This is a genomic window from Vibrio metoecus (assembly GCF_009665255.1).
In the GTDB taxonomy this organism is placed as follows: Bacteria; Pseudomonadota; Gammaproteobacteria; order Enterobacterales; family Vibrionaceae; genus Vibrio; species Vibrio metoecus_B.
Map to the genome: position 1 here is coordinate 312,077 of NZ_CP035687.1, position 15,672 is coordinate 327,748.

At 47.2% G+C, this 15,672-nt stretch carries 14 protein-coding genes; 6 read left to right on the top strand and 8 right to left on the bottom strand.

Annotated features, from left to right (window positions below; genetic code table 11):
* The first annotated feature begins 61 nt into the window (after window positions 1–61).
* The gene (locus EPB59_RS14955; RefSeq protein WP_095458328.1) at window positions 62–727 is read left to right on the top strand and encodes a PilZ domain-containing protein; all 666 of its coding nucleotides are present in this window, start codon (window positions 62–64) and stop codon (window positions 725–727) included.
* Here the strand turns inward: EPB59_RS14955 and luxQ are convergent.
* From luxQ to EPB59_RS14985, 6 genes are all read right to left on the bottom strand, one after another.
* Window positions 719–3,289, bottom strand: coding sequence for a quorum-sensing autoinducer 2 sensor kinase/phosphatase LuxQ (luxQ, locus tag EPB59_RS14960; protein WP_154173565.1), 2,571 nt, complete (start codon window positions 3,287–3,289; stop codon window positions 719–721). The two genes, EPB59_RS14955 and luxQ, sit on opposite strands and share 9 nt — an antisense overlap.
* A 19-nt stretch (window positions 3,290–3,308) precedes the next feature.
* Window positions 3,309–4,403: an autoinducer 2-binding periplasmic protein LuxP gene (locus tag EPB59_RS14965; RefSeq protein WP_055049973.1), complete on the bottom strand. Its 1,095-nt coding sequence runs from the start codon at window positions 4,401–4,403 to the stop codon at window positions 3,309–3,311.
* A gap of 208 nt (window positions 4,404–4,611) precedes the next feature.
* On the bottom strand, window positions 4,612–5,772 hold the full coding sequence (gene traF, locus EPB59_RS14970) for a conjugal transfer protein TraF (protein ID WP_154173567.1): 1,161 nt from the start codon (window positions 5,770–5,772) through the stop codon (window positions 4,612–4,614).
* A gap of 100 nt (window positions 5,773–5,872) precedes the next feature.
* A complete protein-coding gene (locus EPB59_RS14975) occupies window positions 5,873–6,178 on the bottom strand; it encodes a GIY-YIG nuclease family protein (RefSeq protein ID WP_055033677.1) in 306 nt (101 codons plus the stop codon).
* Window positions 6,178–6,828, bottom strand: a complete 651-nt coding sequence (locus EPB59_RS14980; RefSeq protein WP_055033678.1) for a YceH family protein — start codon at window positions 6,826–6,828, stop codon at window positions 6,178–6,180. Before EPB59_RS14980 ends, EPB59_RS14975 begins: the two co-directional genes overlap by 1 nt.
* Window positions 6,829–6,869: 41 nt before the next feature.
* Window positions 6,870–7,067 carry a hypothetical protein gene (locus EPB59_RS14985; RefSeq protein WP_001222790.1) on the bottom strand — a complete coding sequence of 66 codons (198 nt, stop codon included), beginning with the start codon at window positions 7,065–7,067 and terminating at the stop codon, window positions 6,870–6,872.
* A 187-nt stretch (window positions 7,068–7,254) separates the two neighbouring features.
* Here EPB59_RS14985 and EPB59_RS14990 point away from each other — a divergent pair, with 187 nt between their 5' ends.
* Window positions 7,255–7,575, top strand: coding sequence for a DUF496 family protein (locus EPB59_RS14990; protein WP_001089529.1), 321 nt, complete (start codon window positions 7,255–7,257; stop codon window positions 7,573–7,575).
* Between the two features lie 412 nt (window positions 7,576–7,987).
* Window positions 7,988–8,239, top strand: a complete 252-nt coding sequence (locus EPB59_RS15000) for a YgjV family protein (RefSeq protein ID WP_009355552.1) — start codon at window positions 7,988–7,990, stop codon at window positions 8,237–8,239.
* A 62-nt stretch (window positions 8,240–8,301) separates the two neighbouring features.
* Here the strand turns inward: EPB59_RS15000 and glpK are convergent, their stop codons facing one another.
* Window positions 8,302–9,819 (bottom strand): glycerol kinase GlpK, encoded by a 1,518-nt coding sequence (gene glpK / locus EPB59_RS15005; RefSeq protein WP_055049977.1) that lies wholly within the window; start codon window positions 9,817–9,819, stop codon window positions 8,302–8,304.
* Window positions 9,820–9,876: 57 nt separating this feature from the next.
* Entirely contained in the window at window positions 9,877–10,731 is an 855-nt protein-coding gene (locus EPB59_RS15010; protein WP_055049978.1) for an MIP/aquaporin family protein, read from the bottom strand.
* Between the two features lie 657 nt (window positions 10,732–11,388).
* Here EPB59_RS15010 and glpA point away from each other — a divergent pair.
* The 3 genes from glpA to glpC are packed head-to-tail and all read left to right on the top strand — an operon-like array spanning window position 11,389 to window position 15,577.
* A complete protein-coding gene (gene glpA / locus EPB59_RS15015) occupies window positions 11,389–13,032 on the top strand; it encodes an anaerobic glycerol-3-phosphate dehydrogenase subunit A (protein ID WP_154173569.1) in 1,644 nt (547 codons plus the stop codon).
* A complete protein-coding gene (glpB, locus tag EPB59_RS15020; protein WP_154173571.1) occupies window positions 13,029–14,339 on the top strand; it encodes a glycerol-3-phosphate dehydrogenase subunit GlpB in 1,311 nt (436 codons plus the stop codon). The genes glpA and glpB overlap by 4 nt, the downstream gene beginning before the upstream one ends.
* Entirely contained in the window at window positions 14,336–15,577 is a 1,242-nt protein-coding gene (gene glpC / locus EPB59_RS15025; protein WP_001014992.1) for an anaerobic glycerol-3-phosphate dehydrogenase subunit GlpC, read from the top strand. Before glpB ends, glpC begins: the two co-directional genes overlap by 4 nt.
* The last annotated feature ends 95 nt before the right edge of the window (window positions 15,578–15,672 follow it).

Below are 15,672 nucleotides of genomic sequence, written 5' to 3' on the forward strand. Positions count from 1 at the left end.
GCAAATACCCAGCTTTCAGGTGTATAACTTTGCCAAGAATAAAAACCTCTAAGAGTTTGATATGGCAGTCGGTTCCAATGATCTCAATAAACTGGCGTTATTGTTAAAACCCGGCATGCGAGTCTCGGCGGAAATTCAATTCGGACCTCAAGATAACTACGCGTTCCACACCACCCTGATTGGCCACAAAATTGAACAATATATTGTGCTGGATCTGCCGCTCAAAGCGCATCAAGCCTTGGTGATGCGTAAACTCAAGAATGTCGCGATCGTCTTACGCGGTATGTGTGACACTGAATTGGGGCATATTTTGGCGTTTCAAAGTTCCATTTTGCAGCCCAGCACTAAGCCTTTCTGTGTTTTGTTTATTCGCCCACCCAAACATTTTGCGACCAAAGCGATTCGTAGCCATGAACGTTATAAAGTGGCGATTCCGGCTGAAGTGAGCGAAGACAACAAAAACTATGCGGGCACGTTAGTCGACTTTTCCATTTCAGGTTGCGGAGTGTTCATTCGTGGTGAAAATGAGCTCCATATGGGCTCTAAAGTGCGGATCAATAGTGAACTCGACCCCTTTCTGCCGAAGCGGCTCAAAAGCCATATCGTCAATATTCGGCGTAAATCGAATGGGCATTTGATCGGCATTCAGTTCGAACAACCGATCACCTTGACGGAAACCCTCAAAAAGCAGGTTTTAGAGCAAGCTTTCCTCGCCGGCTCAATTTGAGCTTGCCTGATGTAAATGCTGGTTTTTGAAGTGTTCTAACGCTTTATGTAAGGTCTGTTCTTTCAGTGGCTTAACCAAAACATATTCCGCCCCTGCGTGGAAAAAGGCTTGTCGAGTCTCCTCTAAACCATCGGCCGTACAGGCATACACTACTGTCGGTAAATGCAATACCTGTTTGATGGTTCGCGTGGTTTCCACACCGTCTAGATAAGGTAATTGGTTATCCATCAACACTAAGTCGTAACGATGCAATTTCAACTCTTCAATTGCTTGCAAACCATCGGTAACCCAACTCACATCTAGGCCATATTTTCGGCAAAATGCTTGTGCAATGAAAGCATTGGTATGGTTATCTTCAACCAATAACACTCGCAGAGGTTTATCAAATAAGCGATGAGGATCAGGCAACAATAATGGAGGTTGCGCAGGCTCAACTACCTCAACCAACTCGATAGGTAGCTGGATCTCGAAACGAGTGCCGACACCATATTCCGAGCTAACATGCAGTTGCCCACTGAGCATTTCAACCAAACTATGCACAATGGTTAACCCCAAACCACTGCCGCCATATTCACGCGTGGTGGTTGATTCCGCCTGCATAAAGGGTTCAAAGATCACGGTCATATCTTGCTCACGAATACCAATTCCCGTGTCAATCACTTGAATCACTAACTGCGCCAACGGCTCACCAACCATCAATTCCAGCTCCACTCGCACTGAGCCTTGGTGGGTAAACTTAATTGCGTTGTTGAGTAAGTTAAATAAAATCTGATTGATGCGAATTTGGTCACTGCGCACCATCGTTGAACGGGTGATATTCGAATTGACGATCAGTTGTAGACCTTTGTCATTGCAGAGTGGGCGATAAATTCGGTCGATAGCACACACTAGCTCTTGGAGAGGAAACTCATTTTTTTGAATACGGAATTTACCTTGCTCTAGACGAGAAAAATCCAAAATATCATTCAGCACAGCAAGCAGATGTTCACCACTGCTGCACAAAACGGCGACATGTTCGCGCTGTTCATCCGTCAATGATGTGCGCTTGAGCAATTGCGAAACACCTAAAACCCCATTCAGTGGCGTACGTAATTCATGACTCATCTTCGCCAAAAATTCCGCCCTCACGCGCGCGGATTCTTCTGCCTCTCGTCGGGCAACTTGGCTCTGTTTTTCAGCTTCCGCAATCGAGGTCACATCCTGACCTTGGGTAATGACGGAAATAATCTGCCCTTCCACCATAATCGGTGAGAGGTTCCAGCGATACACTCGCCCATCCACTTCTGTCGTCACTTCACTGGGATTTTTACCTTGCGCGACGTAGGTAATCATCGGTAATAGCTGTTTTTCAAGGATTTCAAATAAAAAATGGTTTTGTGCATCCTCACGCAAAAATTGAATTTGCGCAGAGGGATTCATACGAATCAAACGCCCTGCGGTGTTCCAAAGCATGGTGGGTGATAATGCAAAGTTAAACAGATCTTCAAACTGCTTTTCTTTGTTAGCTAAGCGGCGAAACGACTGTTCGAGCGTTCGCCCAAAGTAATCAAACTCGTAAATTTTTGACCCCGCAAATTGACTCTTGGTGTCTAAATCCATCAACTTGTGGGTGTAATTCATTAAGGTTTCGATTTCACGCTGAATACGTTTTTGCAACCACCAACGAGAAGCCATCGAGACTCCAATCATCGTAACCAGTGCAAACGCCATCCAAAAATAGAAGTTATCACGTAAAGTCAGGACGTTTTGGTTGGTTTGGATCGAATAAACACAAAGATACGTCGGTACGCTTTCTACTTCTAAAAAAGTTTGCCCAACAATGAAGCTATCACGCATCGCATCTTTGGCACTATGCACGACATAATCTAGCGAGTAGGGTTCGTTCCCTTTCAAAGTAGAGACCAGTGGCGTGCTGTCCACCACTAGCACGAGATTTTCGGAATTACTGCCACTACGGATAGTTTCTAAAAGGGCAAAATTATCATTCAATACAATACCGACATAGAGGTATCCCATCACATGCCCAGTAGTGGACTCAATCAAAGAAGATCGACGAACCAAAAGATAAAGCGATTTACCGTCACTCGGCATTTGAACCAGATGCCAGTTACCACTGATCGCGACTCTACGAATCAGTTTATTCAGCTCTTGTGTAGCAATACCATAGAAAGACGCATTACCGTCATCCCACAAAATCGTATCGTTACTGGAAATAAAACGCAGATCGGGAGCATTAGAAAGTTCGAGCTCATCAACACTCGAAAAAAACTCATCCAACTGACTGGCTTGGCGGCTGTCTAGCGCCCGAATCAAGCTGGCATTTTTGGCGGTACTGTCTTGATGAATTTTGAGTGCTGTGAGCCGAAAATCAAATAGGCTTTGAATCAGGCTGGAGGTTTGAACCGAAGTACGCTGCCCTTCTTGAGCCATTAAACGACTGCTGATCTGATAGCTTTGAAATAAAACACTGACGATCAAAATCCCCATTGCGATGACGACAGCATGCGTAATGAAGGAAGCAATGCGTTGTTTGTGCTTAATCTGGCTAGGTCGAATGTTCAAACACGTAATCCTCTTATCCCTAGCGATCCGAATAACGGAACGCGCGGGCTTTCAGCGCTTCAACGTGTTGAGTCGAGTCTTGCTGAGTCACGATTTCAAAATCACCGGAATACACCAAAGGTACCGTTTTACCTTCAAGATCCCATTTAATCGCTTCTGCCATCGCAACTCCCGTATCATCGTTCATACGCATCACGGTCATATTGAGTTCGCCTTTTGCCAACGCCTCTAATTCCGCAGATCCCCCACCCCAACCATTGAGTAGAATATCCTGTCGCCCTAGCTCTTTTAATGCTTGGGCTGCGCCCAAAGCAATGTCTGTGGCACACGCATAGATAAAACCAATTTCTGGGTTACTTTTAACGATGTTCAAGGTCGCCTCATACCCACTTTGTTCGGTAGCCTTAGTGTAATAGGAAGAAGCAAGTTGAAAACGGTGCGCTTCATTCATTTCTTGAATAAAGGTATCTCCGCGCGCTTCACTGATGTACCCCTCAGAGAAATAAAGTACCGAGTATGGTTTGTTCGGTGCTATCAATTGGTATTGTTTCGCTAATTGCTGCGCACCTAACTCATGGTCGAAGCCGATATACATCATAGGTTGTCGGCCTTGCCAATCTTTCACTGGTGTTGTGATGTTTTGTAATATCAGTTTGGTCTGTGAAGACTGTAATACGTGCTCAATAAACTTACGATGACGCGTCGTATCTAGCGTAAAAATCAGATAATCGCTTTTATTTTTCAGTGCTTCCATTAATGAAACACTTTGTTGACGAGTATCCAGATTAGGGCGAGTAAAGACTTGATTAATTTGGTAGCGAATACCGAGCTCATCCATCCTTTTTTCAAAAGCTTTAATGTTACGAACCCAATAGTCTGAGATTTGTTGTCCAGGATAGACGACAGAAATCACGATCGGTTGTTTTTGCTCAACACCAAGTGGGATCGGTTTTTCGCGAACCATTTTCGCCAGTTGATCCGTCAACTGATGTTGTTCTGGGTACTTCGCGAGAAAATCATCGTAATGCCAATAACCTTTGAGTGAACTGGTATAGCCTTCTGTGCTGAAGAGTGCTGCAGTTAGAAGCAGCGAGAACATTAGCTTTTTTTTCATAGCTTCCTCACGAGCTTTTCTTCCTCTCCTGCCTACGAATGGCCCCACAAGCTCGGTGATGATTCATAAGTGAAAGGTGAACGCTTTTTGCCCTGAGTGGGAAATTGTTGTTACTGATTATTAAGCATCATGGAGGTAATTCATAGTGCAGGTGTGGGAAAAACGGATTCTCACACCTGCAACTGCTCACTTATTCAGCAAATCACCCTCAGAATGTGAAAGCAAGATTCGCAGAAAGGCCAAATTGATTATCCCCAGCATAGGAGCCTGCAAAATCTAAGCTGACAACATCCCACGGGCTGACACCAAGACCGACAGAAACCGAGTTATCTAACGAGTTTTGCAAGTCCACTTCATACCCTGCTCGTAGCTGCGCCCAACCCCATGCATTTCCTTCCAGCCCGAAACGCATAAACTGGGTATCATCGTTGTCACCGTTGAAGCGGCGCTGTTTAGTGACATCAAGATCAATAGCAGCCACAAAGAAATTACTCACATAACTCGCCGATACCGTTACTTGCGTATCAAGCTTGTAGGTGTTGTTTTTATTCATGGTTTGGATGTCTTTGGCAAACAGATCTTTCGCTACCACACCGAAACGATACTGATCTAGCAACCAAACCGCGCCTATATCTAAGTTAAAAGAGTTATCTCTTACTTCACTCTGATCATAGTTATCTAATTCAAATGATTTGACGGAGAGATTTTGTTGATAGGTTCTGAGTTGCTGCACTTTGGGAGTAACCCCTAACGCGACTGTTTGTCCTGCCAATACCACTTGTTTGGCAATAGCAATACCCACTTCGGTATAACCAAACGCAGTTAAATCAACATCGGAACTTTCATAGCGAGTTTTCACCTCATTGGCACTGTTGCCAGATTTCTCTGCCACATTGGCTTTCGCAATCACTTCTGCATAGCCGCGGGTAAAAAAGTTGAGGGAGACTGCATCGAGAGGTAGGGCGACTGCAATACCAATCCCTGCTGTGACGGCCAAGGGTTTATCATCCGCCAATTGATCGAGATAACGATTGAGCTGATCTACGTTTTCCTGCGTTGCCGCCCCGACTCCTGCGCGCTCAAACTGTTCAATGGAATCTTGCAAATCATCTATCGTTTTGAGTGATTCATCCTTGTCTTCCGATCGCAGTCCGATGCTGGGCAGCAAAATGCCGAATGAGTCATTTTTACGATACACCGCCGTCAGCGCAGGGTTGTAGTAGGGAGCAAGCAGATAATCCGCCGTAGAAACGCCCGTGTTACCCATACCGGCACCGCGAGCATCCATCAACAAATTAGAAGCTAATGCCGAAGAAGAGAAGGCCATTGCCATGACCACTGCTAAAGTACTTTTTGTTTGAATATTCATTCCGTTACCAACCTGTTTTTGGTGATTCCATAAACAAGGTTAATACAAGAATGAGGTTTTCCCAGTAAACCAGACGATCCTGTTCACTAATTTGGAATAATCACCTGAAAATGATGTCGCTTTGTTCGATGTAAGCACAACCAGAAACCAATGCCTCTTTCTGCGCTTTAGAGAGTGTTTTGATTCGGTATTCGAGTTTGAGTGCAGCGCTTTTCCCCTCTGCAACAGAGTGTGTCCATACCAACGTCAATGGTCCTTTACCACGTAACGCTTTCGCGCCGCTGCCCTTTTGATGTTGGGCAAAGCGACGCGATACATCGGTAGTGATGCCACAATAGAGTGCGTTATTTGCACAACGCACCAAATAAACAAACCAAGGTGAAGACAACTCAGCCGAGGTTTCCATTAGCCTAAATGCAGTTCAATCAGTGCACGCAACTCGGCCACCTCTTCACGCAGTGCTGCCACTTCTTGCTCTAATTCTGCTAACTGAGAAGAGGCCATGCCTTCGTTTTCTGTACTCGACGCAAAAGCACTCATATCCACTTCACCGCAAAACAGGTGGTGATAACGTGACTCACGTTTGCCCGGTTCGCGTGGCAATTTAACCACTAAGGCTCCGGAAGCGCGGTTGGCTAAACGATCTAACACCGCTTCGGTTTCTTTCACATCACTAAAGTTACATAAGCGATTGGTACGCGTGCGCAGCTCACCCGGCGTTTGTGCACCACGCAGTAATAAGCAGCAAACCAAACCGAGTTCTTGTTCATTGAGCTTCAAATCACCAAATTCCGTATTGCAGAACCGATGCTGATATTTACTGGTGCGACTATTAAAACTGCTTTCATCACTGACTAAACGGCGGGCAATCAGCGCTTCCACTGTATCTTGTACTTCCGCTTCACTGAGGTTGAGAACGGGTTCGCGGTTGCTTTTTTGGTTACAGGCGGTGGTTAAGCTATTGAGTGTCAGCGGATAGTGATCGGGCGTGGTGACTTCTTTTTCAATCAAACAGCCAATTACGCGGGCTTCGAGTGGGGAGAGTTGAATATTCATCGTGCTGTCCTTCTGCTGGCGGGCGAACCCGCAGTCGGTATTTAGTGCTCGGTTAACAGGGGTAACCGAACCAACTTGCCATCCTCGTCAATCATGACAATTTTGGCGCGGTTTAATTCAATTTCGGTCAACTCAAGCTCATGACGCTCTTGCACATAAGCTTCACGCAACTTCACAGCTGTAGCGTCAGGCTCAGTTTGCACCGGCGGCTGGGGAACCAAAATTTCAGAAATACGCATGGTTGCTCATCATGTCTTCATGAATGGCGCACATGATATAGCGCATTTTTTCTGATGTACAATCACCTAACACACTGAGTGGCGATAAATTGGCCAAGTTAAGCGGCATATTGATCTTAAGTCTGTTATGAAAAGAATTGTTGTGTTTTAATCTTCGCAGTTGCATTAAAAGTAGGAAAAGGAACCTATGAACAGCGTATTTGAAATTGTGAGCTTGGCTCGTCGCAAAAATAAACTTCAACGCGAACTCGATGATAACGAGAAAAAAGTTCGTGATAACCGTAAGCGTGTTGAACTGTTGGTTAACCTGTTGGACTACATCAAGCCAAACATGAGCCACGAAGAGATTCTTGGCATCATTAAAAACATGAAGTCTGACTACGAAGATCGTGTCGATGACCACATCATCAAGAGCGCGGAAATTTCTAAAGAGCGCCGTGACATCAGCCGTCGTATCAAAGATTTGACTGAGCACGATAAGCAGATGACTCAAGGCAAAAAAGCCTGATAATTTAAGACCCACCGCAAGGTGGGTTTTCTTTATTGCGCCAATCCGTTTCTCTCATTCGATTTAAGGCAAACGCGTTAACGCTTTTATCAACGTCAGCCTTGCAAAAACTGAACGTGATCGACATTAAACGTTTGCGTAATCGCTAACCTTCACCGAACAAAATTACGAGCCTTTCGTCACATATTTTCCATTGCTATAGTAATGATAGTGAATCAACGGGATGCTCCTGCAAGCGCAACATTGACTAAAATAGCGATACAACAGCATCTTTTCTTGAGGTTCGAGTCTGTACATTCAGCATTCAAACTTACCAAGATAACCATTCGAGGCATGGAGCTTCCTCACTACTCTCACGATGAGAGGATTGGTACGACACTAACACTGTCCACACTTTATAGAGGGTCAAATAATGGAAATGAGTATGGTTGAAATTTTAGGATACGCGGCATCGATCATGGTGGCGGTATCATTGACAATGAAAGACATCGTCAGACTGCGTGTACTGAATTTTATTGGTTGTGCGCTGTTTACTGCATACGGCTTGATGATTGATGCTTGGCCTGTCGTCGTGACTAACGGCTTTATTGCCTGCGTCAACGTCTACTTCTTGGTGAAAATGCAGCAGGAAAAAAAGCCTGACGCGTCTTCGAGCGCGGCTTAATTCCCCAGATGAAAAAATAATGCCCGGTTTATCCGGGCATTATTGTTATGGATAAAAGAAAATTACTCTTCTTCGTTGTGCAGCACAGCCCACGCTTGGGCGCATTTCACTGCACGCTTCCAACCTTTGTAACGGCGTTGGCGTTTCTCTTCATCATGATGCGGCGCAAAACTGCGATCAATTTCTGCTTTACCTTGTAGCTCTTCCAAACCATCCCAGAAACCAACAGCAAGACCGGCTAGATAAGCGGCACCTAACGCGGTGACTTCCGTGACTTTCGGACGATGCACTTCGGTATCCAATACATCTGCTTGGAACTGCATCAGGAAGTTATTGGCGACCGCACCACCATCGACACGCAGCGCAGAAAGCTTGATGCCGGAATCCGCTTGCATCGCATCCAACACATCACGCGTTTGGTAAGCGATACTTTCCAGCGTTGCGCGAATAATGTGGTTTGAGTTCACACCACGGGTTAAGCCGACAATTGTGCCACGCGCATACGCATCCCAGTACGGAGCGCCTAAACCCGTAAAGGCTGGCACCACATACACCCCATTGGAGGTATCCACTTTGGTGGCGAAGTATTCTGAGTCGCGAGCATCGGAAATCAGTTTCAGTTCATCACGCAGCCATTGAATCGATGCACCGCCCATAAACACCGCACCTTCCAGTGCATAAGCGGGTTCACCACGTGGGCCACACGCTAGCGTGGTCAGCAAACCGTTGTTCGAGGTCACTTTTTCTTGTCCAGTGTTCATCAGCAAGAAGCAACCCGTACCGTAGGTGTTTTTCGCTTGTCCCGCTTGCACGCACATTTGGCCGTACAGCGCCGCTTGTTGGTCACCCGCAATCCCCGCGATAGGAATACGCGTACCACCTTTACCACCAATGTTGGTTTGGCCATACACTTCCGATGATTTTTTCACTTCCGGCATCATGGAGAGCGGGATATTGAATTCGGCGAGGATCTTTTCATCCCACTGCAAGGTGTTGATGTTGAACAGCATGGTACGTGATGCGTTAGTGTAGTCCGTCACATGTACGCGACCTTGGGTCATTTTCCACACTAGCCAAGTATCTACGGTACCAAACAGCAGTTCACCGGCCTCGGCTTGCTCACGTGCGCCTTCTACGTTATCCAAAATCCATTTAATTTTGGTGCCTGAAAAGTAAGGATCGAGCACCAAACCGGTGTTTTCGCGAATGTAACTTTCTAATCCGCGTGCTTTTAGCTCTTCACAAATTGCCGCAGTTCGGCGACATTGCCAAACAATCGCGTTGTAGACAGGCTTACCTGTCTCTTTATTCCACACCACCGTAGTTTCACGTTGGTTGGTGATCCCAATGGCTGCGACTTGATCACTGCGGATACCCGCCTTACCTAACGCCTCAACCAGAGTCGAACTTTGGGTTGCATAAATTTCTAGCGGATCGTGTTCTACCCACCCAGCTTCTGGGTAGATTTGAGTAAATTCACGCTGAGAAACGCTCACGATATTCGCATCGTGATCCAATACCACAGCACGAGAACTGGTTGTGCCTTGATCGAGAGCGACGATGTATTTTTGCTCAGTCATGTTCTATTCCTTATAGTTTCACGTTCTTGCTTCAAAGGTTTTTCTGTTTTTTACGTGTTATACGTGGGCTTCTTTGGCTTCTTCTTCACTATCACACTGATTGGGGATAGTACAACCTGTACCCACTTTGGGTAGGTAAACGGCAATGAATTTCGGGTAAGCCCAAGCGCCAAAGCATGCCCCTAAAATCGGAGCCACAATCGGTACGATGAAGTAAGGGATCTCTTTTGCGCCAGTCAGGGCATAATCCCATCCCGCTAAGTAGGCAAACAGTTTAGGACCGAAATCACGCGCAGGGTTCATGGCAAAGCCAGTCAATGGACCTAATGATCCGCCAATCACCGCAATCAGAATACCGATCAACAGAGGGTTCATCGCGTTGCGATGAGCGCCATTATTTTCATCACCCAAAGCCAAAATCGCGAACATCAGTACCGCTGTAATGGTGAACTCCACGGCCATGGCTCCCATAAAAGAGAGAGAAGCATGCGGATAAGTTGAGAAGATCCCCGCAGTGGCTAAGGCTTCTTGGCTGCTACGTACAAAATTGTGGGCGATTTCGTAATCGGTAAAAAGATTGCTGTACAAGCTGTAGACCAGTGCTGCCGCACAAAACGCACCAGCCACTTGTGAAACGATGTAAGGTAGCACTTTCGCTTTATCAAAACCGTGGAAAGCGGCCAGAGCGATAGTGACGGCAGGGTTAATGTGCGCGCCAGAAACCCCAGCCGTACAATAAATGGCAATCGATACGCCAAAACCCCAGACAATGCTGATTTCCCACTGTCCGAATTGAGCACCTGCTAAAACGAGTGCGGCCACGCAGCCGACGCCGAAGAAAATCAGTAATCCTGTACCGATAAACTCGGCGATACACTGCCCGAGCAGAGTATGTTGCTTTGTTTGGTTCATAGTTCAGAGTCCTTTTTGTTATCTTGCTACCAGAACCGCATAAAACAGCACCAAAAACCAGTTATGCTTAGATAATCAGCACTATTCTCTGAAATTTAAGCATTACTAGGTTTATGTCGTGGTGACCGCCTACACCCATCAGTTCTAATAACCTGTATTTAAATAGCCGTTATTGGATGAACAAGTTCACTGTTCGACGCTGAATCTGGCACAAATTCCTCATCCCGAAAATAAACGACCGCGATTAATGAGTGTTCGAGCACAATTTTGTTATTAACAAATTCGTTTTTTGTTAAACAACGCATCTTTTTCCAATCTCTTTTCAGCCCCACCCAAATCATCAGCAGCGTTATTAAGTGATTACTAAATCATTAGTTTAAGAACCATTTGGCGTGCATCTTCACTAAAATTCGAGCTTACTTTGAATAGTGAGCCTTAAAACATAAGCACTCAAACGAGCACTACTTGTATAATAAATGTTATCAACAATGTTAATCATCAATAGATCAATCGCATAAAATTGCACCACTGAAAGCGATTCTGTATTCACAATATCACAAAAATGCTCGTTCGCGCTTTTGTGAGCAAGATAGCGAACATGAAATGAAAATAATGGCACACTAACCCTATGTGTTTTGATTGCATAAGGTTGAGCTCATGACGGCTTATCAAAGAATGGAAACCGACGTGGTCATCATTGGCGGCGGCGCAACAGGAACCGGAATCTTGCGCGACTGCGCATTGCGCGGATTGCGCTGTATTCTGGTTGAAAAAGATGACATTGCCGCAGGCACCACAGGTCGCAATCATGGTTTGCTGCACTCCGGCGCTCGTTACGCGGTCACTGACTCTGAATCGGCACGCGAGTGTATCCAAGAGAACAAAATTCTGAAATCCATCGCGCGCCACTGCGTTGAAGCCACCGACGGTTTGTTTATCACTCTGCCAGAAGATGATTTAGGCTTTCAGGAGTCGTTTATTCACGCCTGCAGTGATGCAGGGATTGAAACGCAGCGCTTAACACCTAAAGAAGCCTTGTTACTTGAGCCGAATGTCAACCCTGCTTTGATTGGCGCGGTGAAAGTGCCTGACGGTACGCTCGACCCTTTTCGCCTGTGTGCGGCCAATGTGCTGGATGCCAAAGAGCACGGCGCGCGAATGTTTAACCGCACCATAGTGACCCAATTGATCCGTGAGGGAGATAATGTGCTCGGCGTGCGTTGCCAGCATTTAGGCAGTGGCGCTAAGTTTGATATTTTCGCCCAGCAAGTGATTAACGCGGCAGGTATTTGGGGACAAAATATCTGCGAATACGCGGATCTCAACATCAAGATGTTCCCCGCCAAAGGCTCGCTGCTGATCTTGGATTACCGCATTAATAATCTGGTGATTAACCGCTGCCGTAAGCCATCCGATGCGGACATTTTGGTTCCCGGCGATACCATTTCGCTGATTGGTACCACTTCCGAGCACATTGATTATGACCAGATCGATAATCTGCATGTCACTGAACGAGAGGTGGATATTTTGCTCGCCGAGGGCGCAAAACTCGCCCCCATTATGGCCAACACTCGCGTATTACGCGCTTATGCGGGCGTTCGCCCACTGGTCGCAGTGGATGATGATGGCAGTGGCCGCAATATCAGTCGCGGTATTGTTTTGCTGGATCACGAGCAGCGTGACGGCTTGAAAGGCTTCACCACCATTACCGGTGGCAAACTGATGACTTATCGTTTGATGGCCGAGTGGGCCACCGATTTGGTCGCCAAGAAACTTGGCAATACCCAAAGTTGCCAAACGCACCTACGCCCTTTACCAGGATCTCAGCAAGCGCCAAAAGCACTCAAAAAGACTGCCAGTATCGCCAAACCGGTTTATGAATCCGCCATTTATCGCCACGGTGAGCGTGCTGCGAGCTTTTTAGCCGATGATGCGAAAAGCCAAGCGGTGATCTGCGAATGCGAAATGGTCACCGCCGGTGAAATCGAATACGCCATCAAGCAGTTGGATGTGAATAATTTGGTCGACCTACGGCGCCGTACTCGTTTGGGCATGGGACCTTGTCAGGGTGAGCTGTGTAGCTATCGCGCAGCCAGTCTGTTTAGTGAATACGGGCAAGTTTCGGGTTGCCAATCGAGCCATTTGTTGGTCGATTTTCTGGAAGAGCGCTGGAAAGGCATCAAACCGATTTTCTGGGGCGATGCGCTACGCGAAGCAGAATTTAGCTACTGGATTTACGAAGGCTTGCTCGGTGCAAGCGATTTACCTTCCTTCGACTCAGCCACGGAGAAACAACAATGATGCATTATGATGTGGCCGTCATCGGTGGCGGAATTGCCGGATACTGCGCCGCCCTGCGCGCACTGCAAGCCGGAAAAAAAGTGGTGTTAATCAACCAAGGGCAAAGTGCGCTGCATTTTTCTTCCGGCTCGATTGATGTGCTTGGCCGTTTGCCGGATGGCAGCGTAGTGAATCAGCCGTTTGACGCACTTTCAGCTTTACAACAGCAAGCACCAGAGCACCCTTACAGCAAAGTCGGACGCAAAAACAGCGAGAAAGGTTTGATGTGGTTCAAACGCACTTTAGACAGTGCGCACGTCCCTTTGCATCACGAACCCGACGGGGCCAACCACTGGCGCATTACCCCGCTTGGCACCCTAAAAAATACTTGGCTGTCGCAGCCTTTTGTTTACCCTTATCGTGGTAATGCCGACTTTTCACGCATCGTGATTGTTGCGATTGACGGCTATCGCGATTTTCAACCTGCGATGCTGCGCGATAACCTCGCTCAGCGCCCTGAGCTTGCTAACACGCCGATGCTCACGGTGAATGTTTCTATCCCCGGCTTTGAAGGGTTCAGACGTAATCCTAACGAGCTGCGCTCGATTGATATTGCGCGTTTGCTGCGCCAAGAATCGGCGTGGAATGCATTGTGCGATCAGCTGATGCGCGTTGCGCGTCCAGATGATCTGGTGATCATGCCTGCCATCATGGGCAACGGTGATGGTTTGCATTTGATGAGCAAACTCCAACAGGTAACCCAACTGCGCTTTCATGAAGTGCCAACCATGCCCCCATCACTACTCGGGATCCGCATTGAAGAAGCGCTGCATCGTAGTTTCATCCAAGGTGGCGGCGTGCAACTCAAGGGAGACAAAGTGATTGATGGCGATTTTGCAGGCTCTCGCCTCACCGCTATTCATACTCAAAATCTGCGCGATTTTCCGATCAGTGCTGAGCACTATGTGATGGCGACTGGCAGTTACTTCAGCCAAGGATTACAAGCCTCACAACATGCGATTCAAGAGCCGATCTTTGCGCTGGACGTCCAGCAAAACCCTGACCGCGCTCAGTGGCGACATGCCCAATTTATCGCCGCACAATCACACCCGTTTATGACTTTCGGCGTCACTACCGATGCCAATTTGCATCCGTCACGCCAAGGCAAAACCATTGACAATCTATGGTGTTGCGGCGCAATGCTCAGTGGGTACGACCCCGTGTTTGAAGGCTGTGGCGGAGGCGTAGCGATTGCGACCGCTTATCATGCCGTAGAACAGATCCTTGCGACTTATACGCAAACCAAACAACCGGAGGTGCTGCTATGAACCATGCCTTTATTCACTCTGCACCGCAAAATACCACCTTTGATCAATGCATCAAATGCACGGTGTGCACTGTGTATTGCCCCGTTGCCAAAGCCAACCCAAACTATCCCGGCCCTAAACAGTGTGGCCCAGATGGTGAGCGTTTACGGATCAAAAGTGCCGAATACTATGATGACGCGCTCAAGCTGTGTACCAACTGTAAACGCTGTGAAACCGCCTGCCCTTCAGGCGTCAAAATTGGCGATATGATCGCCGTGGCGCGTGGCAAATACGGCAAAAAACCGCTTAACCCTAAATTGGTGCGCGACTTTGTGCTCAGCCACACCGACTTATTTGGCTCGATCGCCACGCCGTTTGCGCCACTCGTCAACGCCGCAACCTCGTTGCCATTGGTGAAAAAGCTGATGCACAAAACCATTGGCGTGCATGACCATAAAACCTTACCCAAATATTCGCACGGCACGTTCCGTCGCTGGTTTAAACAAAACTGCACCAGCCAGCCGCTCTACCAAAGGCAAGTGGCTTATTTCCATGGTTGCTACGTGAACTACAACCACCCGCAACTCGGTAAAGACTTTGTGCGAGTGATGAACGCGATGAACATAGGCGTGCGTTTGCTTGATAGCGAAAAATGTTGCGGTGTGCCCCTGATCGCCAACGGTTTTCACAACAAAGCGCGTAAAAACGCGCTGCACAACGTCAAACACCTTACGGCTATGGTCAATGATTACCATGCGCCGGTGCTTTCCACCTCTTCCACCTGCTCGTTTACCTTGCAGCAAGAATACCCGCATGTACTAGGGGTAGATAACAGCCAAGTGGTGGATCAAATCCATTACGTCACGCGTTTTCTGCTCAAAGAGTTTATGAGCGGTAACGCGCCGAAGATGAAACCTGTACACAAAAAAGTGGTGTATCACACCCCTTGCCATTTAGAGCGCAGTGGTAATGTGATGTTTACGATTGAGCTGCTGAAAATGATCCCCGGCTTAGAACTGGTGGTGCTCGACAGTGAGTGTTGTGGCCTAGCCGGTACCTATGGTTTTAAAGAAGAGAACTACGAGGTATCGAAGAAAATTGGTTCGCATCTGTTTGATGCGATTCAAACCTCTGATGCCGATTATGCGGTGACCGATTGTGAAACCTGTAAGTGGCAAATCGAAGAAAACGCGCATTTGGAAACCATTCATCCGGTGAGTTTACTGGCGATGGCGCTAATCGATGAGCCTCGTGCTTGAGCGTGAATAGCCACTTCCTACTTGAAGCCAAAAGCTGGACGGAAATATTAAACAATCACCACTGCTGAAAGCCGTGGTTTAGGGAGGGCAGTAAA